The 25,030-nt window shown below is 43.0% G+C and carries 23 protein-coding genes; 14 read left to right on the forward strand and 9 right to left on the reverse strand.

Annotated elements, in window-relative coordinates:
- Window positions 1–59: 59 nt before the first annotated feature.
- From tusD to I6E61_RS08865, 4 genes are all read left to right on the forward strand, one after another.
- The gene (gene tusD, locus I6E61_RS08850; protein ID WP_197133388.1) at window positions 60–476 is read left to right on the forward strand and encodes a sulfurtransferase complex subunit TusD; all 417 of its coding nucleotides are present in this window, start codon (window positions 60–62) and stop codon (window positions 474–476) included.
- A gap of 88 nt (window positions 477–564) precedes the next feature.
- Window positions 565–888 (forward strand): hypothetical protein, encoded by a 324-nt coding sequence (locus tag I6E61_RS08855; protein ID WP_197133391.1) that lies wholly within the window; start codon window positions 565–567, stop codon window positions 886–888.
- A gap of 22 nt (window positions 889–910) precedes the next feature.
- A complete protein-coding gene (locus I6E61_RS08860; protein ID WP_197133394.1) occupies window positions 911–1,240 on the forward strand; it encodes a hypothetical protein in 330 nt (109 codons plus the stop codon).
- Window positions 1,241–1,269: 29 nt separating this feature from the next.
- Window positions 1,270–1,602, forward strand: a complete 333-nt coding sequence (locus I6E61_RS08865) for a TusE/DsrC/DsvC family sulfur relay protein (protein WP_227685768.1) — start codon at window positions 1,270–1,272, stop codon at window positions 1,600–1,602.
- A 195-nt stretch (window positions 1,603–1,797) separates the two neighbouring features.
- Here the strand turns inward: I6E61_RS08865 and I6E61_RS08870 are convergent, their stop codons facing one another.
- Window positions 1,798–2,370 carry a tRNA (cytidine(34)-2'-O)-methyltransferase gene (locus tag I6E61_RS08870; protein WP_197133400.1) on the reverse strand — a complete coding sequence of 191 codons (573 nt, stop codon included), beginning with the start codon at window positions 2,368–2,370 and terminating at the stop codon, window positions 1,798–1,800.
- 260 nt (window positions 2,371–2,630) lie between these two features.
- Here I6E61_RS08870 and I6E61_RS08875 point away from each other — a divergent pair, with 260 nt between their 5' ends.
- Window positions 2,631–2,771 (forward strand): entericidin A/B family lipoprotein, encoded by a 141-nt coding sequence (locus tag I6E61_RS08875; RefSeq protein ID WP_068035587.1) that lies wholly within the window; start codon window positions 2,631–2,633, stop codon window positions 2,769–2,771.
- A 101-nt stretch (window positions 2,772–2,872) separates the two neighbouring features.
- Here the strand turns inward: I6E61_RS08875 and hemW are convergent, their stop codons facing one another.
- Entirely contained in the window at window positions 2,873–4,201 is a 1,329-nt protein-coding gene (gene hemW, locus I6E61_RS08880) for a radical SAM family heme chaperone HemW (protein ID WP_197133418.1), read from the reverse strand.
- A gap of 240 nt (window positions 4,202–4,441) precedes the next feature.
- On the opposite strand from hemW, the gene I6E61_RS08885 reads away from it, so the two are divergent.
- From I6E61_RS08885 to accC, 4 genes are all read left to right on the forward strand, one after another.
- Entirely contained in the window at window positions 4,442–4,915 is a 474-nt protein-coding gene (locus tag I6E61_RS08885; protein WP_197133421.1) for an EVE domain-containing protein, read from the forward strand.
- 351 nt (window positions 4,916–5,266) lie between these two features.
- Entirely contained in the window at window positions 5,267–6,634 is a 1,368-nt protein-coding gene (locus tag I6E61_RS08890; protein ID WP_197133424.1) for an MATE family efflux transporter, read from the forward strand.
- Window positions 6,635–6,993: 359 nt separating this feature from the next.
- Window positions 6,994–7,422, forward strand: a complete 429-nt coding sequence (gene accB, locus I6E61_RS08895) for an acetyl-CoA carboxylase biotin carboxyl carrier protein (RefSeq protein ID WP_110922931.1) — start codon at window positions 6,994–6,996, stop codon at window positions 7,420–7,422.
- 156 nt (window positions 7,423–7,578) lie between these two features.
- The gene (accC, locus tag I6E61_RS08900; protein ID WP_197133427.1) at window positions 7,579–8,940 is read left to right on the forward strand and encodes an acetyl-CoA carboxylase biotin carboxylase subunit; all 1,362 of its coding nucleotides are present in this window, start codon (window positions 7,579–7,581) and stop codon (window positions 8,938–8,940) included.
- 185 nt (window positions 8,941–9,125) lie between these two features.
- Here accC and I6E61_RS08905 read toward each other — a convergent pair whose 3' ends face one another.
- Together I6E61_RS08905 and leuA are read right to left on the reverse strand one after the other, a co-directional pair.
- A complete protein-coding gene (locus tag I6E61_RS08905) occupies window positions 9,126–9,746 on the reverse strand; it encodes a hypothetical protein (RefSeq protein ID WP_197133430.1) in 621 nt (206 codons plus the stop codon).
- Between the two features lie 248 nt (window positions 9,747–9,994).
- A complete protein-coding gene (gene leuA / locus I6E61_RS08910) occupies window positions 9,995–11,782 on the reverse strand; it encodes a 2-isopropylmalate synthase (protein ID WP_197133435.1) in 1,788 nt (595 codons plus the stop codon).
- A gap of 217 nt (window positions 11,783–11,999) precedes the next feature.
- Between leuA and I6E61_RS08915 the strand changes: the two genes are divergently transcribed.
- Entirely contained in the window at window positions 12,000–12,488 is a 489-nt protein-coding gene (locus I6E61_RS08915; protein WP_197133438.1) for an Lrp/AsnC family transcriptional regulator, read from the forward strand.
- 414 nt (window positions 12,489–12,902) lie between these two features.
- On the opposite strand, the gene I6E61_RS08920 is transcribed toward I6E61_RS08915, so the two are convergent.
- The 4 genes from I6E61_RS08920 to I6E61_RS08935 all read right to left on the reverse strand — a co-directional run bounded on the left by I6E61_RS08920 (window position 12,903) and on the right by I6E61_RS08935 (window position 18,067).
- Window positions 12,903–14,216, reverse strand: coding sequence for an AarF/ABC1/UbiB kinase family protein (locus I6E61_RS08920; RefSeq protein ID WP_197133440.1), 1,314 nt, complete (start codon window positions 14,214–14,216; stop codon window positions 12,903–12,905).
- Between the two features lie 92 nt (window positions 14,217–14,308).
- Complete coding sequence (locus I6E61_RS08925; protein ID WP_197133443.1) at window positions 14,309–15,103, reverse strand: HesA/MoeB/ThiF family protein; 795 nt, start codon at window positions 15,101–15,103, stop codon at window positions 14,309–14,311.
- 88 nt (window positions 15,104–15,191) lie between these two features.
- Window positions 15,192–16,091: a peptide chain release factor N(5)-glutamine methyltransferase gene (gene prmC, locus I6E61_RS08930; RefSeq protein WP_197133447.1), complete on the reverse strand. Its 900-nt coding sequence runs from the start codon at window positions 16,089–16,091 to the stop codon at window positions 15,192–15,194.
- A gap of 59 nt (window positions 16,092–16,150) precedes the next feature.
- On the reverse strand, window positions 16,151–18,067 hold the full coding sequence (locus I6E61_RS08935; protein WP_197133449.1) for an MFS transporter: 1,917 nt from the start codon (window positions 18,065–18,067) through the stop codon (window positions 16,151–16,153).
- 801 nt (window positions 18,068–18,868) lie between these two features.
- Here I6E61_RS08935 and katG point away from each other — a divergent pair.
- The 4 genes from katG to I6E61_RS08955 all read left to right on the forward strand — a co-directional run bounded on the left by katG (window position 18,869) and on the right by I6E61_RS08955 (window position 23,844).
- Window positions 18,869–21,046 carry a catalase/peroxidase HPI gene (gene katG / locus I6E61_RS08940; protein WP_197133942.1) on the forward strand — a complete coding sequence of 726 codons (2,178 nt, stop codon included), beginning with the start codon at window positions 18,869–18,871 and terminating at the stop codon, window positions 21,044–21,046.
- Window positions 21,047–21,383: 337 nt separating this feature from the next.
- On the forward strand, window positions 21,384–22,310 hold the full coding sequence (locus I6E61_RS08945; RefSeq protein WP_197100293.1) for a LysR substrate-binding domain-containing protein: 927 nt from the start codon (window positions 21,384–21,386) through the stop codon (window positions 22,308–22,310).
- A 328-nt stretch (window positions 22,311–22,638) separates the two neighbouring features.
- Entirely contained in the window at window positions 22,639–23,640 is a 1,002-nt protein-coding gene (locus I6E61_RS08950; RefSeq protein WP_110922941.1) for an LLM class flavin-dependent oxidoreductase, read from the forward strand.
- 48 nt (window positions 23,641–23,688) lie between these two features.
- Entirely contained in the window at window positions 23,689–23,844 is a 156-nt protein-coding gene (locus tag I6E61_RS08955; RefSeq protein ID WP_197133452.1) for a hypothetical protein, read from the forward strand.
- Window positions 23,845–23,936: 92 nt separating this feature from the next.
- On the opposite strand, the gene I6E61_RS08960 is transcribed toward I6E61_RS08955, so the two are convergent.
- A complete protein-coding gene (locus tag I6E61_RS08960; RefSeq protein WP_197133454.1) occupies window positions 23,937–24,968 on the reverse strand; it encodes an ornithine cyclodeaminase family protein in 1,032 nt (343 codons plus the stop codon).
- Window positions 24,969–25,030 lie beyond the last annotated feature (62 nt).

The following is a 25,030-nucleotide window of genomic DNA, read 5'->3' on the forward strand; positions in this document are numbered from 1 at the left end:
TTTTGAGCGCTTTATGGTAGCATAAACACCTTTAGCATTGACGATCGACAAGAATCCTTATGACAACCATGCCTCCTTTACTTCTGATTACCGCTGATCCCAGTCATCCACTTGGCTCTCTAGCGCTACGTTATGCTCGTGCTTATCTTAAAAACACTTCCAGCAAAGAAAATGCGAATAGCAGTGAAACGTTAAATGTCTTTTTTTATGGAGATGCTGCCCATACTGCCAATCGCCTACGCTGGCAGTCCGCAGAGCAAGTTGATTTGACCAAAGAATGGCAAAACCTTGCCGAGCAGTATCAATTATCGCTACCCGTCTGCGTCAGTACTGCTCTCAGTCGCGGGATTAGTGACAAGGATAACAGCTCACGCCATCAGCTCAATGGTGATAATCTTGCAACAGGATTTTCGCTAGTCGGCCTGAGTGAGCTTGCGATGATGATGCAAGAATACTGCCGCCTGATTCAATTTTAACAACGCACCGTTTTAAGATATTTTGGCTTGGAAGATATGATTGCAAAGACGACAATCATCACGCAAGTAATCAGATTAGGATTCAACCATGAAATTATTAATTCAGTTGCACACGCCGACTGAAATGGCCAGTTATGAGGGCTGTGCGCTGGCGCTAACGCTAGCGACTTTTGGTCATGACGTACAATTATATTTGGATGCACCTGTTTTTGGCCTACTGATGCAGTCTGAAACGCGTTTGCATGGCATGATTCAATCACTTGAGCTATACGACATGCCAGCAGCTTGGCTGCCTGATGATGTATTCAGTGGTTGGGTCACGGGTATGCTGCCAACAGATTTGGCATCACAACTGACGTTGATACCAGAAGTCGTTAACTCACAAGACTTTGAGCAAATACTGACCTTTTAATTGAGCAGATAGGAAGAACCAAATGGCAACGTTATATCAATTGCATAGTCCAATGGATACACTGAGACGCGGTATTGACGAGATGTCACGCACGTGGCGCACGGGTGATAGCATTCTACTGCTAGGCACTACTGTTGCCTTTATCGACTGGTTGGACGCTTATTTGGGCGATATTGAGATTGATGGTATTGCTGGTATTTATGCACTAGCCGATGATGTCGCGCAACTGACGATTAATACGACTCTCAAGCTTAATTTAGAGGCCAAATTGAGTAGAGTATTGACAGACAACGAGTGGGTCGAGCTGACTCAAGACGCACAATTTGATAAAGTCGTGACCATTGCCTTATGAATAATGATAACGCTACTACCCCTGCTATGATGCCTAATAATACTAAAATCAGTGTTGAATTAGATCAAGATGGTCATCTGTGTGATCATACTATCTGGACACCCAATATCGCACAGCAACTGGCCGACACATTAGATGTCAAGTTGGAAGCTGAGCATTTGCAGATTTTACAACAAGTACGGGCGTTTTTTGCTAAATTCAATCATGCGCCAGCAACGCGCCCGCTGATTAAATGGCTGCAGAAAACTTTACCTGAGCACGATATCAGTAATCAAAAACTACAGCAGCTATTTAAGACAGGTTTGGTCGCCCGCCATGTCAATCGCCTATCAGGCCTACCGAAGCCACCCAATTGTTTGTAATGGATGACTAACCGCCATATCCAAGTCACTCTGAACGTCGTTCTGAACAAATCGACCTACCAAAAACACCTACTACTGGGGTGATTTTTTCGTTTACTGTGTTCGTTGCATAATAGGCTATCAAACACTCTTCCTTCTGTTCATAAAAAAACACCATAAAAGGAAGAGGATTGACTATCATCAGCAAAAACAACGCTATTTAGGATCATATACCGTCAAGGTCTCATAGCCGACACTACGTCCTTCATCACCAACGAAGCCTTGCTGGCGCCATATCTCATATAGACATATCGCAACGCTGTTAGATAGGTTTAGACTGCGCGAATCAGCTAGCATAGGCAATCTTAACCAATTATCAGCACCAATATCTTCGCGTATATCATCTGCCAGACCTGCCGTTTCAGAACCAAATACCAATGCAATATTAGGCATTTGCTTAGGTATATGCGCGCCCTCTAAATTTTCACTAGTTTGTAGACCACTAAAGTCATAATCATAAAATGGTTTGCTCAATTTGGTAGTCAATGCTGTAACCACATGGCAATCAGCTACGTTCAATGCCTCTCTTGCTGCTGTCCAGTCATCATGTACTTGCAGATGTGCATATTCATGATAATCCAAACCTGCACGGCGTAGCTTCTTGTCATCAAGCTCAAACCCTAAAGGTCTGACTAAGTGCAGCTGTGCCCCGCTATTGGCACACAAACGAATGATGTTGCCCGTATTACTGGGCATTTTAGGGGCTACCAACACAATATGGATGGTCATACTAACTCCGTCAGTGGTCGAAACTTATTATTTGTATTTATCATCGATAAGTAATCGAAAGTTACAGTTTACTGCCAATAATTACATTTTGATACTGTGCAGCGTTTTTAACTTTCACTATGATGTCTGTAACGGATAGAGAGATAGTTATTACCTATAATTATCTCTCTATCTAATAAACCTTCAGTGAGTGTTAAGCATCGCGCTTGGCATCGCTGTTATTATTTATAACACTTCATTTATTTTTTGAGGATACTATTATGAAAAAAGTAATCATCGCATCTTTGACCGCTATGTTTGTACTAACTGGTTGTAACACTTTTAAAGGTCTAGGCCAAGACGTATCAAGCGCTGGTAATGCTGTTAGTGGTAGTGCTCAAGAAGTTCAAAACAAAATCTAAGGTTTGATTTTTTTAGATTTTAGAAAGGGCTTATCATTTATTTGATAAGCCTTTTTTGTGTTAGTACCTCGCTGCTATTAACCAATTATTCAGGGACAGTGCTATAAAAATTCTCGTAATATCTGATTGAGATAACGCTGCCCTAATTCTGTTGGCTGTAACCGCTCAGCACTGTCTATCAATAGACCTTGAGCCACGAGCTTGTCTACTGATAAGGCAATACTCTTAGCGCTTAATCCTGTTCTCTCTTGAAACAATGACCAAGCTACCCCGCTATGCAGGCGCAGCGCATTTAGCATAAACTCACTGACCAGCTCATCATTATCAATTTCTTGCCAGCCCACCATCTTTGGGGTATTTCGGCTTGCGATAGATTGCTCATTAGCCTCTAAATGCCCTACATAGTCTTTCGGCAATCGCGACTTACTAAAACGATAAATGCCAGATTGTATTAAAAGCTCACTATTTGATGCTTTATTCGTTTCTACTGTTTCGTTCGCTTTATGACGCATCATCGCCTTATGACTAACTGTCACTTTGCCGTGCGCCCCAGCCCCAATGGCCAGATAATCCCCAAATTGCCAATAATTGACATTATGACGACACGGTTGATCGGATGAGCCTGCCCAAGCGGACACTTCATAATTGTTGTAGCCCAATTGCTGCAATAGCGCTTGACCTGCTTGTTCAATATCTGCCAAATTGTCTTCGTCTGGCAAAATAGGCTGACTACGATAAAACACGGTATTGGGCTCAATCGTCAGCTGATACCAAGAGATATGTGTCGCCCCTGCATCGTGCGCCATTTGAATATCATCCAACGCTTCACTCATTGTTTGCTTCGGCAGCCCATGCATCAGATCGACATTGACGCGCTCAAAGCCAGCAGCGCGTGCAGCATGAATGGCAGACAGTGCTTGAGCAGGATCGTGTATGCGTCCAAGCGTGGTCAATTTATCAGCAGCAAAGCTCTGTACACCAATCGACAGACGATTGATACCGACCTCTAGGTATTGAGCAAAGGGTGCATGCTCTAGCGTGCCAGGATTGGCCTCCATGGTCACTTCTATATTATCAGCGAATGTAAAGGTATTGCGTAAGCTAGCGAATAGTCGTCGATACTGTGCAATCGGTAATAGTGATGGCGTGCCTCCGCCGATAAATATTGAACTAATCTCGCGCCCTTGGGCTAGTGATTGCTGCATGTTTGCATCTAACAGTAATGCATCTACGTATTCGTCATACATCGATATCTGACCGTCTATCGGTAGCTCATGCGAGTTAAAGTCGCAATAGGGACATTTTTTTACACACCATGGAATATGAATATATAGTGCTAATGGAATGGCACTCACTGCTATTTCACTAACAGTAAAGTCATTAGAGGTATCAGTGTGCTGTGAATCGTTAACGATATTGATATTTGACATAAAAGGATTTATCTATAAATGCGTTGCTGCTGTCATTAGCAGAAAGTAGCGCTAGGATAACGCCTAAATTCAGTAAAAAAAAGGCTCTCTTAAAGAAAATAATTTCAATAACAAAACCAGTAACAAACACTCATGTTAACTACATCCTCTTATTGGCAAAATAGCTACTATTACCATCGGTTGACGTCTGGTGAATACTCACCCCTCTAACAAAACCATAATAATTAACAGGATAAAAATATGGCTTACTGGTTGATGAAATCTAATCCAAAGTTTTTTGGTATTGAGGATTTGCAACGTCTAAGGACGGATAGTTGGGATGGTGTGCGTAACTATCGTGCCCGCAACTTTATGCGCGATGACATGAAAGTTGGCGACCAAGTAATTTTTTATCACTCTAGCGCCAAACCATCAGGCGTGGCTGGCATCATGACTATTAGCAAAGCGGGCTACCCTGATCCCACCCAGTTCCATCCTGAACATCGCCATTACGATCCTATTGCAACCGAAGATGAGCCACGCTGGTATATGGTAGATGTCAAATTTGAGCAGGCCTTTACCGATATCATACCCCTACTAGATCTTACGTTTTTGCCCGCGCTTGAAGATTCATTGTTACTTAGAAAAGGCTGTCAGCAGTTGACGGTCATTCCGCTAGAGCCAAAGCATTGGCAAGCGATTATGGATATGGCAGAGACACTGGATATCATATAAAAGCGGCATACTTTCCTTTCTTTATAGTTGTCTTGTATCCACTATCATTGCTCGCCTCTGAAACATTGACATTATAGCCTAGCTTCTTTACCATCTTATTTATTTATGACCTGTCAATCTACCCTTTGGATTGACGGGTTATTTTTATTTTAGTGCCATCACTTTTTTTCATACTCTATCTATCTACTTATGCAACATTATAGGCTTGCTCATATTATTTATCGGAGTATTATCGTCGGCACTATTCCTATCTCATTGTTTCGTTTTATCTCTCTGTCTCGCTATTAATTTATTGATGGCAGGTTTTGCTCGTTCCTAATAAATACCGTAAAGAATAAAAAGTTGCTCACTATGGTTTTCCCATTATCCTTTAGAGATTTTAAAAGCTACAGCTTACGCTTAGGTGTGCTCGCGCTACCTATCTTGATTACTCAGTTTTGCCAAGCGGCCCTTGGCGTAGTCGACGCCATTATGGCAGGTCAAGTCTCTGCGCTCGATTTGGCTGCTGTTGCCGTTGGTTCTGGCATTTGGCTGCCGTTATTTTTATTAGCTACTGGTATTTTGATTGCTACCACGCCACTCATTGGTGAGGCAATCGGCCAAAACAAGCCTGATCAAGTACCTCATATCACGCAGCAATCCTTATGGACTGCTGGTGTCATTGGTATTATTGGTTTTATTGTGGTTAATTTGGCCCCAAACGTACTGGGAATAATGGGAGTGCCTGAAAACATCCAGCCAATAGCCACACAGTATTTGCATGGTGTCTCGTTTGGTTTCCCTGCACTAGCCGTCTATGCCGTATTACGCAGCTATTGTGAGGCGCTTGGGCGCCCTGAGCCTGTCACCATCATTAGTATCATTGGTCTACTGGCAGATATTCCTCTTAACTATATTTTCATTCATGGTTTATTTGGTATGCCTGAGATGGGCGGTGCAGGCTGCGGCGTCGCGACGGCCTTAGTATTATGGATAAATGTACTGCTACTTGCTGCTTATACCAGCTTCACTAAGCGACAACAGTTTGCTAGCACACGGTTTTTTTATGGTTTTGCCAGTCCTAATCGTGAACAGATCAAAAAACTGCTGAAACTGGGCATCCCGATTGGTATCTCGATATTTTTTGAAGCCAGCTTATTTAGCTTAGGTGCCCTAGTCATCAGTCCCTTAGGTGAGATAGCAACGGCATCACACCAAGTAGCATTGGCGGTAACCTCGCAGCTGTTTATGATACCCATATCAGTCGCCATGGCGCTGACTATTATGATATCTAATCGTTTCGGCGAAAAAAACCTAATGGCATTACGACAAGTACAAGCCACAGGGCTGATTTGGACCGTATTGATTGCCATTACTTGTATGCTTGGAATCTGGCTATTTAGACCACAACTGGCAGCAGCATTTACTGACAATCCAGTGGTCAGAGCACAAGCCATGCATTTGCTTATCTTTGCACTGGCTTATCAGTTATTTGATGGCTGGCAAGTCAACATTGCTGGGATATTGCGCGGCATGCAAGACACGACCATACCAATGTGGGTCACGCTATTCTGCTATTGGTTGGTCGCGCTACCGCTCGGTATTTACTTGGTGCGTTTCACTGACGTTGGCGCCCAAGGGTTTTGGATGGCATTAATCACAGGGTTGTTTTTATCGTCTATTCTACTGACGCTGCGACTGCGCTATCAACAGAGACGCTTAACAGCAAAGTGGGCTTAACAGCCTACCTAAATCATGTTTGTCTGACGTATAGTTGATTCCAAATAATTTCGATACAAGAAAGCCGAGTGCAAGTGATACATTAGTATGGCTAATGAGAATGACGATGTAGCGAATTTATATGGATTTAACTATAGTATCTGGTAACCATCACTGGCGCTATATGGTTACATAGACTATGATAAATCATTGAACATTTCTTACGCATAACATATACGTACGTCATAATATGTAAAAAATCTCAGTTAACAACTGTACATCGATTGCTCATTGACGTGAATATAGGTATCATTAGCAATTATCTGCACAATATTTAGTTACACTATTTCTCGAATTTAGTACAAGGCAAAATTAAAACTATGGATATTGAAAAAATACGCACTCTGATCGCACTCATGGAAGAAAGTGAACTGGTTAATTTAGAAATCAGCTCAGACGACGAACACATTAGTTTGACTCGTCACTATGATGCCCCTGCACCAACGATGATGGCTGCTCCTACTGCGAGCGCGGCTCCCATTGCTGCCGAAGCAAAACCAGCGGTAAAAGCTGGTAGCGTTGAGACATCACCAATGGTTGGCGTTTACTATTCAGCTCCTAGCCCTAATGACCCACCTTTCATCAAGGTTGGACAAAAGGTACAGGCGGGTGACACACTCGGTATCATTGAAGCCATGAAAATCATGAATCCGCTTGAAGCAACTCAAAGTGGCGTCATTGACGAAATCTTAGTCGACAATTCTGAAGTAGTACAGTTTGGCCAACCTATCGTACGCTACAAAGCATAACGGTAACTTTCGCCACACTTTATCTCATTATGATTGAGACCTCGTTACCCTTTGGCATCTGAATTTAAGTTATATTGCATTGACTATAATAGCTTAGGTTCATGATGCCAAAATAGCGACTCTATCAATGACTGCCGCTTCGGCAAGGATGACCCCATGATAAAAAAACTGCTCATCGCCAATAGAGGTGAGATTGCCCTACGTATCGTTCGAGCTTGTAAAGCTCTTGGAATAGAGACCGTCGGTGTCTACTCCACGGCTGATGCTAACTTGATGCACCTGCGTTTTGTTGATGAGGCAATCTGTATTGGCAAACCCAATGCCAATCAAAGCTATCTTGATATCAATACTATTCTAACTGCTGCTGAAATCACTGGTGCCGATGCCATTCATCCTGGCTATGGTTTTTTGTCAGAGAATGCTGAATTCGCTGAACAAGTTGAAGAAGCTGGTTTGACTTTTGTTGGTCCTAATGCCGATCACATCCGCTTAATGGGCAATAAAGTTTCTGCTATTAATGCCATGAAAAAAGCGGGTGTGCCTACCGTACCTGGTTCTGTTGGTGCTGTGACACTACATAACGCTGAAGAACAAGCACGCAATATCGGCTTTCCCCTATTGATCAAAGCAGCTTCTGGCGGCGGTGGTCGCGGTATGCGTGTCGTTGAACGCTTTGAAGAAGTAATCGGACAAGTACAAGCTGCCAAACAAGAAGCTGAGCTGTGGTTTGGCGATGATACGGTCTATATGGAACGCTATCTACAAAACCCGCGCCACGTAGAAGTACAGGTACTTGGTGACGGTAACGGTAACGCTATCCATCTATATGACCGTGATTGCTCATTGCAACGCCGCCATCAAAAAGTACTGGAAGAAGCGCCTGCACCAGATATCCCTGACGACGTACGCGAGCCTATTTTAAGAGCCTGTGTCAAAGCATGTGAGCTCGTAAAATATCGCGGCGCGGGTACTTTTGAGTTTTTATTTGAAAACAACGAGTTCTTCTTTATTGAAATGAATACTCGTGTACAGGTTGAACATCCTGTGACCGAAATGATTACTGGCATTGATGTGGTCGTTGAGCAGCTTAAGATTGCAGCTGGTTATGGCTTGTCTTATCGTCAAAGCGAAATTGAAATCCAAGGCCACGCGATTGAATGTCGTATCAATGCTGAAGATGCTGCGACTTTTGTGCCTTGCCCTGGTACCGTTAGTCAATTGTTTGCGCCAAGTGGCTCAGGTGTGCGTTTTGACTCGCATCTGTACCCTGGGTATGAGATACCGACCTATTATGATTCATTAATTGGTAAACTTATTTGCCATGGTCAAACACGTCAGCAAGCGATATCTAAAACGTTGCATGCACTTGATGAATTAGTGATTGAAGGTATCAAAACCAATATACCGTTACATCGTGATGTGATTTTGGCAGATGATAACTTTGTTCATGAAGCACAAAATATTCATTATCTCGAAAGAGAGCTTTTGACTGCTAATAAAGAAAAAACTAAGTCATAAGCTATTCAACTGGCTCAGAACCTAAAAAACCGCTACCTAAATAGATAGCGGTTTTTTTATTTGTACAAGTCATAGAGTGAGGCGAAGTTATTCATGCTAGATAGCTATATGGTGATGCATATAGCCATATATAGAAATTGATGAGCAGTGTTCGATAGCGGTGATAGATGATAAACACCTGACTTCTATGGCAACACTCTATGAAAATTCATGAAACATTCCCTACCTTCAGGGTCTGCACACCACTGCATCTGATTACCATCGTGATTCAAAAAAGCAATCAAGGCTTCACCAGTCTGATCAACTTTATTACCAGAGCAGTCTGTTTCATTATTGTCAGAGACTGTTCTAATAGCAATAACCGGCAGCCCTTCTTCTCGGTGCGTGACTAAATAACGACTGTAAGTCCGCTCTTTACCACTCACTGCCCACATCTCATTGTCAGCCCCAAAATTATACAGCTCGCGGCATTGATTTGGCTTTTTCGCAGATGCGCTCAATGTTGTATTCATATTAGGCTTGATATCAAAAACACGACTTTCACTTTGTGAGAAAACACCGCCCTCTATACTAGCCGTTACTTTGGGCTCGGTACTCTCTGCCTGTTGGGGAGATTTCAGCGTATCTTGCTCCGCTTTGGCTTCTTTTGTCATCGTAATTGGACTATTTAAGTCGATCTCCCATTGTCCTGCAATAGCTGGGCTGATATGGGTAGTGATGGTCGGCTTAGTGATAATTTCACCATTCGCTGGTATTGAAGCCAGGATAGATGCCAATGACAATGAAGCAAAGGATAGAGGTTCCATGATTAACCTTATGTTTATATTAATATTATAATAGGTACTATATACATTAGCGTAAGTCTTAGACACCAAAAACACAAGTAATATTATGCTATTGGTCATGGTGCTCTAATCCACTTAAACGCAGACTGTTTTGAGATACAATGCTTTAAACTGATTTTCTGTTTCGTATGCAAAAAAATAACACCATCACTTTACTTGCGATAAGCAAAAAAGCGATGGTGTTATTTTTAACTTAATGTTTTCTAATATTAAGCAATAGTTACGGCGCTAAGTGCTTGAGCAAAAGCTGATAGTGCGCCTTTTAGCATGGCTGACACAGTGCTACTACATGTACCAATACCTGAGTACACCTGACCATCGACATTTAGCTGAATATAAGCTGCTGCGTTGGCATTGGTTTTGTTATCACGATTGGTGTCATCGTCAATGCCATCACCGCTATTGTGCTGCGGATTGATCGCATGTTCAGCATAATTGATAACATGTATCGACTTGCCTGTATGCTGAGCAAGACCATCGATGAATGATGACAATGGACCGTTACCTGTACCATCAATATTGATGGTTTCGCCATTCATTTGTACTTGACCGTCAAAGCACACTTCACCGGCTTTATTATTGACACTATAGTCTAATAGCTCAAACTCACCTTGCTGTAGATAAGTGTTTTCAAATGCCTGTAAAATCTCGTCATTCTGCAATTCACGTGCTGCACTTTCAGCTTGCTTTTGTACCACACCGCTAAAGTCAATTTGCATCCAACGCGGCAAATTGAAGCCATAATTACGTTGCAAGATATAAGCGACTCCGCCTTTACCCGACTGACTGTTGATACGTACCACGTCTTGATAGCTACGGCCGATATGTGCCGGATCAATCGGCAAGTAAGCCACATCCCACACGTTGTCTGTTTCGTCTTGATGCTTTTCATTATAGTCGAGAGATTTTTTGATGGCATCTTGATGTGAGCCACTGAAAGCAGTGAATACTAGCTCACCAACATAAGGATGACGTGGATGCAAAGGTAAGTTATTACATTCGCTAACGACCTGAACGATTTCGCTCATATTACTGAAATCAAGATCGGGATCGATACCTTGGCTAAACAAGTTCATTGCCATGACCATGATATCCATGTTTCCGGTACGCTCGCCATTACCCAATAATGTCCCTTCGATGCGATCCGCACCAGCCAATACACCAAGTTCAGCAGCAGCAACCGCACAGCCACGGTCATTATGTGTATGCAAGCTGACAATCACATGCTCACGCTGGGCAAGATGACGGCAGAAATACTCAACTTGATCAGCGAAGACGTTAGGCATAGAGGCTTCAACCGTCGCTGGTAGGTTAAAGATTACTTCCTGACCATTTTGTGGTTGCCATACGTCACAGACTGCATCACAGACTTCTACGGCATATTCAGTCTCTGTTTGGCTGAAGCTTTCTGGTGAATACTGAAAGACCCACTCTGTCTCAGGATATTTCGCGGCATATTGCTGCAATAACTTGGCACCCGTGATAGCAATTTCTTTAATCTCGGCTTTGTCTTTGCCATAGACTTTTTCACGTTGAATGCGGCATGTTGAGTTATATACGTGGACAACAGCACGCTTTGCACCTTTTAATGATTCAAAGGTACGAGCAATCAAATGCTCACGAGCTTGTACCAAAACTTGCAAAGTCACATCGTCAGGCACATGGTTTTCTTCGATAAGTTTACGAGCAAAATCGAACTCAACTTGCGCAGCTGATGGAAAACCAATTTCGATCTCTTTAAAACCCACATCGACTAGGGTTTCAAAAAAGCGCATTTTTTGTTCGATAGTCATCGGATCAATCAGTGCTTGGTTACCATCACGCAGATCCACACTTGCCCATATCGGTGATTTCTCAATTGTCTTGCTCGGCCAAGTACGATCTGGCAACGATGGTGCAAATGCAAATGGACGATACTTTTTATAATCGAAAGCGGCGTTTTTGGGTGTAACCTTTGCAGTCGTAGCGGCTACAGTGCGTGTGGCTTGGTCAGACATAATCAATCCTTAGAAAGTATGGGAATTTATATTTTAGCTAAATGGCTGATGACTAGGTCAATCTTTCTCATACGAGATAACCAATGTTTATGTCATTATAATATCAAAGTTTGCAAGATAGAAATCGGCTTTATTTTATATAATTTTAGGTTTTTTTAGTGGAAAAGTTTACATTGATAAGTATAATTAGATGAATTCACTAATAAGGTCATAAATTATGCCAAGTAGCCCTTTCGATAGCACCTTTTTGGCTGATATAGATGAGACCGATAGACAATTATTACGCTTATTACAGACTCAGGCACGCATGAGCATCACAGAGCTTGCTGAACACGTGAACCTTTCAGCCACGCCTTGTGCTCGCCGTATCAAACGCTTAGAAGATGCTGGCGTTATCACTGGCTATTACACCAAAACAGATGCGCAAAAGCTTGGCTACCCGCTGGCCGTGTTCATTGCTATCAGTATGGATCGTCATACTGCCGAGCGTTTTGAACAGTTCGAAGCTAAAATACAGAGCTTCGATGAAGTCATTAGCTGCAGTATTGTCACAGGACGTTCTGAAGACTATCTCATTAAAGTCAGAGTACGTGACATGGCGCATTATGAAGAGTTCTTATTGCATAGATTGAATCGTATCGAAGGCGTCGCCCAAGTACATACCAGTTTTGAGTTACGAGAAGTGTTTAGTCGTAGCGTGGTGTAAACCACTGCTGCTGAATTCATGAGTGAGTACACCGAGTGCAGGAAAAAAAAGCTTTTAGAGGGCGTCATCATGACAGAGCTGATTTTCGGCAATGATCACAATCCTCTGTCGGCAATAAACATACAGCCCTCTGTATCAGAGGGTGCAAATGGTATCGGACGTTTGAAAGCACAGCGGTTGTATAGAATTGAGCCATGCCTGTCAATGACACTCTATACAACCTCTCATTAAAAGCGATGACATATTCAATAGTATAGTCGATTCAATTTAAAAGTAGTACAAGGCAACCGAGTGTAGATGTATATGTGATACTTCAAGCGAGGTTAACGCTGTAATACTTTGGTAGTGGAGTTATTATATTCAATATAGCTGGTGAGGTTGCACCCGTTTAATCGCGTTTAATGCCACTTATTTTTATGCTTGCCCTAGCATTTGTACGCGCTGATCGCTAAACATGTCCATATCCGGTGCCAGTGTACGCATAAACCGATCAAAATATAGCATCTGCTTGGTCAACAAAGCAAAATCACGTGGGAAATGAATACCATGACGCTTACCTACTTCCACAATCTCAAGCATCATTTGATTGAGCTCATCGGCCTGTTCTTTACTATTAAAAGGTACACCGCTCGTAAAGGCTCTGTCCTCTGCCATGATGGTCTTCATCATACGCTGTAGATCATCACCTAATGCCACCACATCGACCTGATTGCCACCATGCGTCATCTCCATATCAATCATATGACGCGCCATTGCTTGATAGTCACTGTCTTGCATGGCTTGCATCATACCCATACACGCCCGCCAGCTTTCTGCTTTTAGCTTACCCACAATACCAAAGTCTAAAAACCCAATGCGGCCGTCAGTCAATAGCATCAAATTGCCCGCATGCAAATCCGCATGAAAACTATTGCACAGCATCAGACTAGCAAACCATGTGTTCAACGTATCTGCCATAACTTGTGCAGGATCAGCACAGTACTGACGCATGAGCGACTCATCAACCATAGAGACACCATACAAGCGACTCATGGTCAGTACACGCTTAGTGGTCAGCGCTTCATATACGGTCGGAGCCACCACACGAGTATTGCCTGATACGGCTAAGAACTGCTGAAAATCACGGATATTCTGTGCCTCAGCGATAAAATCTGTCTCTGCTAGCATACGCAGGCGGATTTCATCAATAATTGGTGCAATGCTGGCAAACTTCATCGATGGCATAAGGATTTCAAGTAATTTGGTCACGCCATGCAATACGCCCAAATCCGTCTGCATAATGGTTTCAACATCAGGCTTTTGCACTTTTAACACCACTTCATCGCCATTATGCAAACGGGCAGCATGCACTTGGGCAATAGACGCTGAAGCCAATGGCTCTGAGTCGATATGGGCAAACTTGTCATCCAGCGTCATGCCGTCAGCCGCCAACTCTTCTTTTAGCACCTGCTCGATATAAGCATAAGACAAGGGCGTGGTTTGATCTAAGCAGCTCTGAAAGGCTTTTACGTATTCGCGTGGAAATAAAGACGGCGTACTAGCGATAAACTGACCAATCTTGATATAAGTCGTGCCCAATTGCTCAAACGTTTCTTTTAATAGCATCGCGTCGGGCTTTTCCCCTCTCGCGACTCTAAGCGCTGACAGACCAGCAACACTCGCCGTTTGACGAACACGATTGACAACATTGAACGTATGTTTTAATAAATGCGGACGGTGAATTTTCATAAGAAACAACTATGGTCATAAAAAGGATGTGAGAAAATAGACGGTAATATATGCAGATAAACCAAATAGAATCACTAACTCATATCTATTGATTAATGACTGCTACAGATAGGACACTCTGCATCTTGGCGATAGCCCATTAGCCGTTGTTGCATTTGGCTACCATCCCATATGAGCAGCTTATTTGTCAGTGGATTTTTGGTTAATCCAAGGTATTGTAGAGCAGCGTTGGCTTGCAAATTCCCCATAATCGCAGTCGTACTAGCAAGCACACCTGAGTTGGCACAAGTACGCTCATCCGACTCAGTATCACTCACCACTGAACCAAACACGCAATGATAGCAACCAGTGTTTAACTGTGGCTCATACAGGGCTAACTGCCCTTGCATCGCAATTGCTGAAGCAGATAATAACGGAATCTGATAACGCACACTAATACGATTGATCACATCACGTGTGGCAAAATTATCAGTACAGTCTAAGAGCAAATCAGGCTTACCGGTCGCTATATCGAGCAATTCATAAGCATTGTCTTCATTCAAACGTGCCACCGTACCGCGAGCAGTGATTAAAGGATTCGTTTTCTCTAACATCTGCGCCGCTGCTATCGCTTTAGGCTTACCGATATCTTCAGGTAAAAACAATGTCTGGCGCTGTAAGTTACTGGCCTCAATATCATCATCATCAATGAGATGAATGTACCCAAGCCCTGCACGCACTAGTGTCTCAGAAGCAGGGCAACCTAGTCCGCCTGCGCCTATCATGACTACACGAGACGACTTCAAGCGTATCTGAGCATCAATATCCCAGCCATCGAGTAATACCTGCCTTGCATAACGCAGCAGCTCTTCATCTGATAGCTGCGCTGTCTCTAATGAATGTGCCATATTTAACCCTTATCTACTACAGTCTCAAATCTATTCTCAAACAAAAAAATCAGCACTAAGCAACTCAGTAAGCGGTTCAGTACAATATCTACTGAATTTGCCCTAGCGTCACACGGTCATTATCACCGTAGTCTTTTACCGTATGCACAAATTCAAAGCCATTATCCAGAAACAGCTGTCGAACAGCCAATCCTTGGTCAAAACCATGTTCAATCGCTAACAATCCGCCTACACGCAAGTATTGCGAAGCTGTCTGGGCGATATGTTCTATATCAGCCAGTCCATGATTGGGCGCACTTAACGCGCTAATAGGTTCAGCGACCAAACGAGCCAAATGCTCATCTTTTTCATCGATATAAGGAGGATTGGACACAATGACATCGAATAGCTGACTGTCATCAGTAGGCAAACTGTCACACCAACTGCTCTGTATAAACTCAATATCAGCGACGTCATTGATAGCCGCGTTATGCTCAGCTACTTTCAGTGCCTCTAATGACAAATCAACCGCAACCACTTGCCAGCTATCGGATGTATCACCAATATTTTTTGCTTTGAGCTCATGCGCAAGGCTGATTGCGATACAGCCTGACCCTGTACCCAAATCAAGTAAGCGCTTCGGTTGATTATTACCTGCACGATTTGATTGAGTATTTATCCAACCTAATACCTGCTCAATCAATACCTCAGTGTCAGGCCTAGGAATTAGCGTATGCTCATTGACAGTAAACGCCAGCGACCAAAACTCCTGCTGACCAGTCAAATACGCAAGCGGTATTCCTGCCTGCATCTTGGTCACACCTGAATTGAATCGCTCAAATTCGCTGTCTGTTAGCTGATAGTCTTCATCAGTGATTAGCGCTATCGCAGGTTTATCAACGACATGCAACAGCCAATCCGTTAGCCAAAATGACGGTAGTTTGCTGTTTACAGCCTCATTCATCAATTGCTGAATGTGCTGCTTTATCTGATGAATGGATGCTGTCATAGGTAGCTCTTAAAAATAGTATATATGCATGGTGAATAAGATAAAACCAGATGCAGCCACTACTCTGTAGCACGTGGTGGCTCTTTGGTATCGGACAGACTTGGATTAGACTTAGTTAATTTATCCCCCATACCATTACTACTGTTTCCATCACTATCATCATCACCATAAATATCATCGTTGTCACCAATGACGATATGCTTATCGACAAAGTAAATCAGCGCCAGAATCGGAATACCAATCGCAAAGGTAAAGATAAAGAAAAATGGATAGCCCATATTATCGACGATAGCACCTGAATATCCGCCCATGACTTTAGGAATCAACGTCATGAGTGATGAGAAAATAGCGTACTGTACTGCCGTAAAACGAATGGAGGTCAACGCTGATAAAAAAGCAATAAACACCGCACTGGCGAGTCCTGCTGCTAAGTTATCAAATATGACCGCAACATACATAAATGGCAAACTGCCTGGATTGTAAGTTAGTAGCACAAATAACAAATTGGTCACACACGCAAGAATCGCGCCAATCATCATGGCATGCATCATACGGAAACGCTGTGCTAATAGCCCACCTAAAAACCCACCCGCAATCGCCATAATCACGCCGACGAGTTTCACTGCGTTGGCGATATCTGTTTTACTAAAGCCCATGTCTTGATAAAAGACGTTGGAGATGACACCTGCCACAATATCTGAAATACGGTATAACCCAATGAGCGCCAGTAATAAAAATGCCTGTTTACCATAGCGTCTAAAGAAATCTAAAATCGGCTCAACCCAAGTGGCCATCGCTACTTCTTTTTTGACCAACCCTACTTGTACGAGTGCATAACCTGCAGCCATCGCCACACCCAAGCTTATCAGCAGATGTAATGTTTCTACAAAGAAGCTAGAAAACGCGCCTTCGAACTCTGGAAATAATGGTCCAATCAAGACATAAGCCATGACAAACGCGACAACAGAGAATACAAACAGCAATACCAATCTCACGTAATCTTCGCGAGTTTCAGCAACCAATGGGGCTTTATTGATAATTTTAGGTTGGTTGATAATGAAGTACAGCAGTAATAAAGGCGCACAAGCGACCAATGCCAAAAAGTAAAATTTAATCGCTGGCATGGCCATTAACGGTATTAGCGCTAATGTACTGCTAAACACTTTATTGACCAAAATATTGATTAGATATATCAAACTAAAAATCAATCCCGGTATTAGTAGCAAACCAGAATAAATAAGAAATACCTTAAGATTGCTCTTCTGCTTTTTGTGTTGCAACGTCTCAGCCGTTGGCTCATAGCTGGCAAACGTGGTTAATACCCCTAACGTCATGACACCTGCCATGATGTAGTAAGTATTACGCCATGCCTCATAACTATAAAAAGTCTCATTCGAGCCAAAAAAGTCAGCCAAATATAAAGCGCCTGCCCCAGCGACAATCATACCGATACGGTAGCCTGACACGTAGATAGAAGATAAAATCGACTGCATCGATGGCGGTGCCAACTCAATACGGTAAGCATCAATCACGATATCTTGTGTGGCAGAAGAGAAGCCCAACAGCACCGCAGCTCCTGCCATGTAGACTAAAACATCTTCACTAACAGGGTTCACATTTGCCATCAAAAAGATAGCCAATATGATAAGTAGCTGCGATACCACCATCCAACTACGGCGTCGGCCCAACCACTTGGTCAGAAATGGCACAGGGAGCGCATCGATTAATGGTGCCCATATAAACTTAAACGAATAGCCAAGTGCGGCCCAACTAAACATAGTCACGACGCTACGATCAATGCCAGCTTCTCTTAGCCATAAGGACAAGCTTGAGAAAATAAGCAGTATGGGAATACCCGCTGAAAAGCCCAAAAACAACATGATAATGACACGTGGGTCTAAATAAGCTTTTGCAGCTTCTCCCCATGATTTTTTGACAGCCGGTTGATTGGGTGGCACAGATTTGACAGCAGACATAATAACTCACCAACAATTCAGACAAAGAACACAACCGTGCACAATTTTTATCAATCTTTAGAATAAGTTACAAACGAAAGGATCGATAAAAATTGCTCTACGTTGCACTAATATTACGATTACAACAAAATTCAGTTATGGTACTTGAGAACCTTTATTTTGACTAGATGTTTTTGCATTAACTTATGGCTCGTGGCCTTTGTACAGTAGACTATCTTTCTAAGTAGTAACGCAAATGGTAGTAATATTTCACTAGGGTTAATTTGGCTTTCTTTTTTCTTACTAGCACCCCTTTTTAAAGGGTTCTAATAATGGCATTATCAATGGGCAACATATAATAGATAGGCAATATATAAATAAAAATGGAATGGATGCCTGCTTGGTAGTTTTGCCGTATGTTCAACTGGCTTTTATTAGACCAATAGTAATGAGCAGTAGTACTAACAGTGATTTTAATAAACAAAACATCAAACTTTTTATGATTGATAATTTAAAACTTATAATTCTTATATATTAGTTTTATAAATCTACTAAGTTTGGTTATGCTCTTTACATAAACAACGGTTACCAAGATTAACGGTTTGTTCTTTTCGATTATCACAACCCAGGAGTAATACCATGTCTGACTCAACCAATACTTCAACTGACAATAAGAACACAGCAGATACTAGCGGCTGTCCTGTAGATCATAAAGGCAGCAATACTGCATCAACCAATACCACCTATGATCAAGGTGATGGTAAAGGCCCAACGATCCATAGCGAAAACGTCGATAACTCGCACGAGCCTCAGCGTCCTAGCATGGGTGGCTGCCCAGTTATGCATCAAGCACATACTACCACTTCATCTGCTGCAACAGATTGGTGGCCAAACGCGCTTAATCTAGATATCTTACATCAGCAAGATTACAAAACAGACCCAATGGGTGCGGATTTTGATTACGCTGAAGCATTCAAACAGCTAGACTTAGAAGCAGTCAAAACTGATTTAAAAAACCTAATGACAGAATCACAAGAATGGTGGCCAGCAGATTGGGGACACTATGGTGGATTGATGATTCGCATGGCTTGGCATTCGGCTGGTACGTATCGCCGTGCTGACGGCCGTGGTGGTTCTAATACGGGTAATCAACGCTTCGCCCCTCTAAACAGCTGGCCTGACAACGTCAACTTGGATAAAGCACGTCGTCTATTATGGCCAGTCAAGAAAAAATACGGCAACAAACTGTCGTGGGCTGACCTTATGATATTAGCGGGTAACATGGCTTATGAATCTATGGGCTTTAAGACGTTAGGCTTTGCTGGTGGACGCGCTGACATTTGGCATCCAGAAAAAGATATCTACTGGGGTTCTGAGCGCGAATGGCTTGCCGCTACCAAAAACCGTTACGACAGTGATGAAGCGCGCGAATCATTAGAGAATCCTTTAGCTGCTGTGCAAATGGGTTTGATCTATGTCAATCCAGAAGGCGTCGATGGTAATCCTGATCCAATCAAAACGGCACAAGACATCCGTACTACGTTTGGTCGTATGTCGATGAATGATGAAGAAACAGTTGCTTTGACAGCGGGTGGTCACACCGTTGGTAAGTGTCATGGTAATGGTGATGCAACGATACTAGAAGATGAGCCAGAAGGCGCTGACATCAAAGAGCAAGGCCTAGGCTGGCGCAACCCTAAAGGTACGGGTAATGCAGGCGATACCGTCTCAAGTGGTATCGAGGGCGCATGGACCACAAATCCAACCGAATGGAACTATGAGTATTTCGACCTACTGCTCAATCATGAGTGGGCATTAACGAAAAGCCCAGCAGGTGCGTGGCAATGGGAGCCAGTCGACATCAAAGAAGAAGACCGTCCTTTAGATGCGCATGACCCAAGTGTACGCCGTAACCCAATCATGACTGATGCTGATATGGCGATGATTAAAGACCCTATCTATCGTGAAATTTCAGAGAATTTCCACAACAACCCAGAGTACTTCGACGAAGTGTTTGCAAGAGCTTGGTTTAAACTAACCCATCGTGATTTGGGACCAAAATCTCGCTACTTAGGGGCAGATGTACCATCAGAAGACTTCACATGGCAGGATCCAATTCCAGAAGGTAATGCTGATCTTAGTGCTGATGATATCGATCGCCTGAAAGCACAGATATTAAACAGTGGCATTGACCATCGCGAGCTTATTATCACCGCATGGGACAGCGCTCGTACCTTCCGCGCTTCGGATTATCGTGGCGGTGCCAATGGTGCACGCATTCGTTTAGCGCCGCAAAAAGACTGGTTGGGTAATGAGCCTGAGCAATTAGCACGTGTACTTGCAGCACTTACGACTATTCAAACGAACTTTGATAAAGAAGTAAGCATAGCAGATCTAATCGTATTGGCTGGTAATACCGCCATTGAAAAATCCGCAGCGAGTGCAGGTGTTGAGATTGAAGTACCATTCAATGCCGGTCGCGGTGATGCTAGCGATGAGATGACAGAAATCGAGAGCTTCTCTGATCTTGAGCCGATACATGACGGTTACCGTAACTGGATTAAAGGTAGCTATGTGGTATCTCCAGAAGAGATGCTATTAGATCGTACTCAGCTAATGGGTCTGACTGCTCCTGAAATGGTTGTGTTAGTCGGTGGTATGCGTGTCCTTGATACCAACTATGCTCAAAGCCAGCAAGGCGTCTTCACTGAGCGTGCGGGTACGCTTAGCAATGACTTCTTCGTGAATTTGACTGACATGAGCTACACTTGGAATCCTATCAAAACGGATAACAATGAAGCCACGACACTATACGAATTACGTGAGCGCGCTACTGGTAACGTGAAATGGCAAGCCAGCCGTGTCGACCTTGTGTTTGGTTCTAACTCTATCTTACGCGCTTATGCTGAGCTCTACGCACAAGATGATAACTTAGAGAAGTTCGTTAAAGACTTTGTAAATGCTTGGAATAAAGTCATGAATGCGGATCGTTTCAGCTAGAGACAGCCACAGGTCATATTATTACTTAAGTTGTAAACTAAGACAGTCATCGAAAGGTGGCTGTTTTTTATGTTTGTATCATATTGTCTTAGGCTATGTACTGATTTCAAGGGTCAACAACTCGCTGACAAAAGACGGTATAAATACTTTTAGAGACTCTAAAAAATTTCCAATACACATTATTTATGCTTATATTCCGAAAAGATATAAATAGATAACTATTTAGTATATACAAGAATAACCACTTTGTTTTACACTGTTCTCTTACTATATACTGATACATTTTTATTTTATGTATACGGACAGGGTTTATATATTTATATAACAGGACTAAGTTATGGCAATCGATGTAGTGGTCAATCAGCGACATTTACAGATTCAGCTCAAGCAGCTGGAAACAGTATGGCATACAGTGATTAATGGCTATAACTTAAGTCAAGCAGCGACCGTGCTACATACCAGTCAATCAAGTCTGTCAAAGCATATTGCTGCGCTTGAAAACCAGCTAAAGACCGAGGTTTTTGTACGTCAAGGCAAACGCCTGACAGGTCTGACGACTATGGGCACAGCGCTCATGCCTCACATTGAGTCTATCTTCGCTGAAATTCGTACCATTGAAAATCTTAGTCTTGATTTTAACAACCCAAATATCGGCACATTGACCATTGCCACCACTCACACACAAGCACGCTATGTATTGCCGCAAGTGGTAAAAGAGTTTAAAGAGCGCTTTCCTAAGGTCAATCTAATCCTACAGCAGGCAGATCCAGAGACCATCGCCCAGATGGTGATTCGTGGGCAGGCTGATATTGGTATCGCAACCGAGTCGTTGCTACACAATAACTATCTACGTTGTTATCGCTATTATGATTGGACGCATCGAGTCATTGTGCCAAGCGACCATGAACTTGCTAATCAAGAGTCTATTGATTTGCCAACCCTTGCTAGCTATCCGATCGTGACCTATCACGGCGGCTTTACAGGTCGTGGTGCGATTGATAAAACCTTTGATGAAGCAGGATTAGAGCCAGATATCGTGCTAGCAGCACTTGATGCTGATGTTATTAGTACTTACGTTGGTCTTGGTTTAGGCATTGGTATTATCGCCGAGATGGCGTTTGAACCAAGTCATTATCAGAACTTGACCGCGATACCAGTCGATCATTTTGGTCGCTTTACCAGTTGGATGGCAGTACGTGACGATGCTGAAATTCGCCAATATGGACGTGCTTTTATGGAATTATGCCAAAAGCAGTTTAGTTAAAATCTATCTTAGCTAAAAAGCATTGTTGGTTCAAAAGGTAAGTTAGCTAACATTTCTATTCATACAAAATTCGACCGCACCCTCGTCACTAGATAAGGGTGCGGTTTGCTTTCCATACTGCCATTTCTGTTAAGAACTTACTCTCAATCTTCTCCTCTTGTATTCATATCACATTATTAAGATTTGTTATCGTCTCCATCTCTGACCTTTATATTCAGTAGAACTGCCCCATCATGTTAAAGGTCAAGCACTCAACGTTTTTTATAAGCAGCCTATAAGACTGTCAGAAAAACGATGAATGCTTTTAAACTGACCAAACAGGTGATTTATGAGTAAAACCATTCCCTTATCTTTTTTAGACCTCGCACCCGTACCTCAAGGCAAAACAATCGCTGAAGGTATTGCCCAGACCGTTGACACTGCACAGCAAGCAGAAAAATTCGGTCTGAACCGTTACTGGATGGCCGAGCATCACAATATGCCCGGTATTGCTAGTGCAGCAACTTCAGTACTATTGGCTCATATTGGCAGTCAAACCAAGCGTATACGTATCGGTGCAGGTGGCGTCATGCTACCCAACCATGCGCCGCTCGTCATCGCTGAGCAATTCGGTACTTTGCAAGCATTGTATGGTGATCGCGTAGACTTGGGTCTGGGCCGTGCACCCGGTACTGATGGCGCTACTTTTCAGGCATTACGCCGACAAATGAAAGATGCTGAGCGCTTCCCGCAAGATGTGCAAGAGCTGATGTATTTCTTAGGCAATGATACAGACGGCAGTGCTGTGCAAGCATTCCCTGGAGCAAAATCAAATATCCCAATTTGGATATTAGGCTCGTCTCTCTTTGGTGCGACGCTAGCTGCACACTTTGGGCTGCCTTATGTATTTGCCTCTCACTTTGCCCCGCAAATGCTTGAGCAAGCGATTACCGCTTATCGTGAGCAGTTCAAGCCATCCGCTTATTTAGACAAGCCTTATGTCATGCTAGCCGCGAACCTGTTACTGGCTGATGACGATGCGACTGCACAGTATCATTTTACCTCGGCGCAGCAAAGCTTTGTACGCTTGCGCCGTGGTGAAACAGGTCAAATGCCAAAGCCTACTCACGATATGGATAGCATCTGGAGTCAAGCAGAAAAGATGATGGTAGATAATGCATTGTCAGTATCGTTCATCGGCTCTGTCGAAACCGTCAAACCAAAACTTGCTGCATTTCTCGCACAATATGAGCCAGATGAGCTGATTGTGACTGCCAACATCTACGATCAGGCAGCTCGTTTGCGTTCACTTGAACTTACATCTGAGCTAAACTTGTTTACTTTACAATGATATAGGACAATTGCATAATTATTGATAAACCCTAATAAGACAAGTGCTATGGAAACTTCTACTTTGATTGGTTCATCGATATTTTTGTACATTGTCGCGTTTCTCGCCGTGATGGTCGTTGGTGGTTATTTGACGTACCGCACTAGCCCAAAACGCAAGCAGCGTAGAGAAGACAAACGCAATAAAAACAATTTGAATTCATAAAAAAAGCCTCCTTCTCTTATTTGAAAAGGGGGCCTTATTTAATTTTACTATCCGTCACAGAATAATTTATTGTGTTTCAACGATAAGCAATTTTACCAATCTACTGAAGAACCTAGACTCTGTTGTTGGGCTTGTTTTGCCACATATAATGCAACTGCCGCATCGAAACTGGCGGCACCAACCGATTTAAATAGTGTAATACCTTTATCGCTCTTAGCAACGCCTTCTTTTAATTTTGCGGTAACCAACGCTTGCAAATCACCGCTCAGATCATCCCATACCCACGTACAGTCATCGCTGTCATGCGCTTGAATTAAGTCACCCGCTTCGTGATGGCTGCCAGCCAAATCATCCACGATGACCATCTTACTATTAGCGATAACATCATTACTTATCTCTTTCATCGAAGGCTGATAGGCCCCGACTGCATTGATATGTACTTCAGATTTCATTTGAGCAATGCTAAATAAACCTTCAGTGGCACGAGTTGCTACATTAATAATATCTGCGTCACGGACGGCGTCGTCTAACGCTTCGCAGACCTGAATATCTACATTCCATTGGGCATAATCACGCGCAAAACGCGTTTTAAACTGCTGCGCTCCTTCATGATTTCTATTCCATAAATACACTGTCTCAATCTCTGGACGTACCGTTAGCACCGCATGCAATTGCTCATAAGCCATGCCGCCGCAACCAACCACTGCGACACTCTGGCAATTGGCTTTTGCCATATACTTGGTCGCGATACCTGACAATGCGGCGGTACGTACCTGCGTAATATAGATGCCGTCCATAACCGCTAGTATGGCGCCAGTATCGTTATTTGATACAGTGATAATAGCTGTGGTCGTTGGCATATCGCGACTGGGATTATCAGGGCAAATAGTCACTAACTTTACGACCGTGTATTCGTTCTCACCATTATACATCGTGGCTGGCATAGATAGATGCGAGCCTGAACGATGACTATCAGAGTCAGTAAAGGTGCTTATCACCAAACGCTCAGGGGATTTAATCCAATTAGGATGTGCTGCTTGCTGATGTAACAATGTCTCAATCGCCTCAATGGCTGCCTGCATATTAAGGTATTCGGTCACGACTGCTTTATTTAACAATTGCACTTTTAGTGCTCCTACTTATGAATTTATTATTTAACTCGTGTGTCATCTTATAGTGCCCAAAC

Source organism: Psychrobacter sp. NZS113, assembly GCF_015864825.1.
Taxonomy (GTDB): Bacteria; Pseudomonadota; Gammaproteobacteria; order Pseudomonadales; family Moraxellaceae; genus Psychrobacter.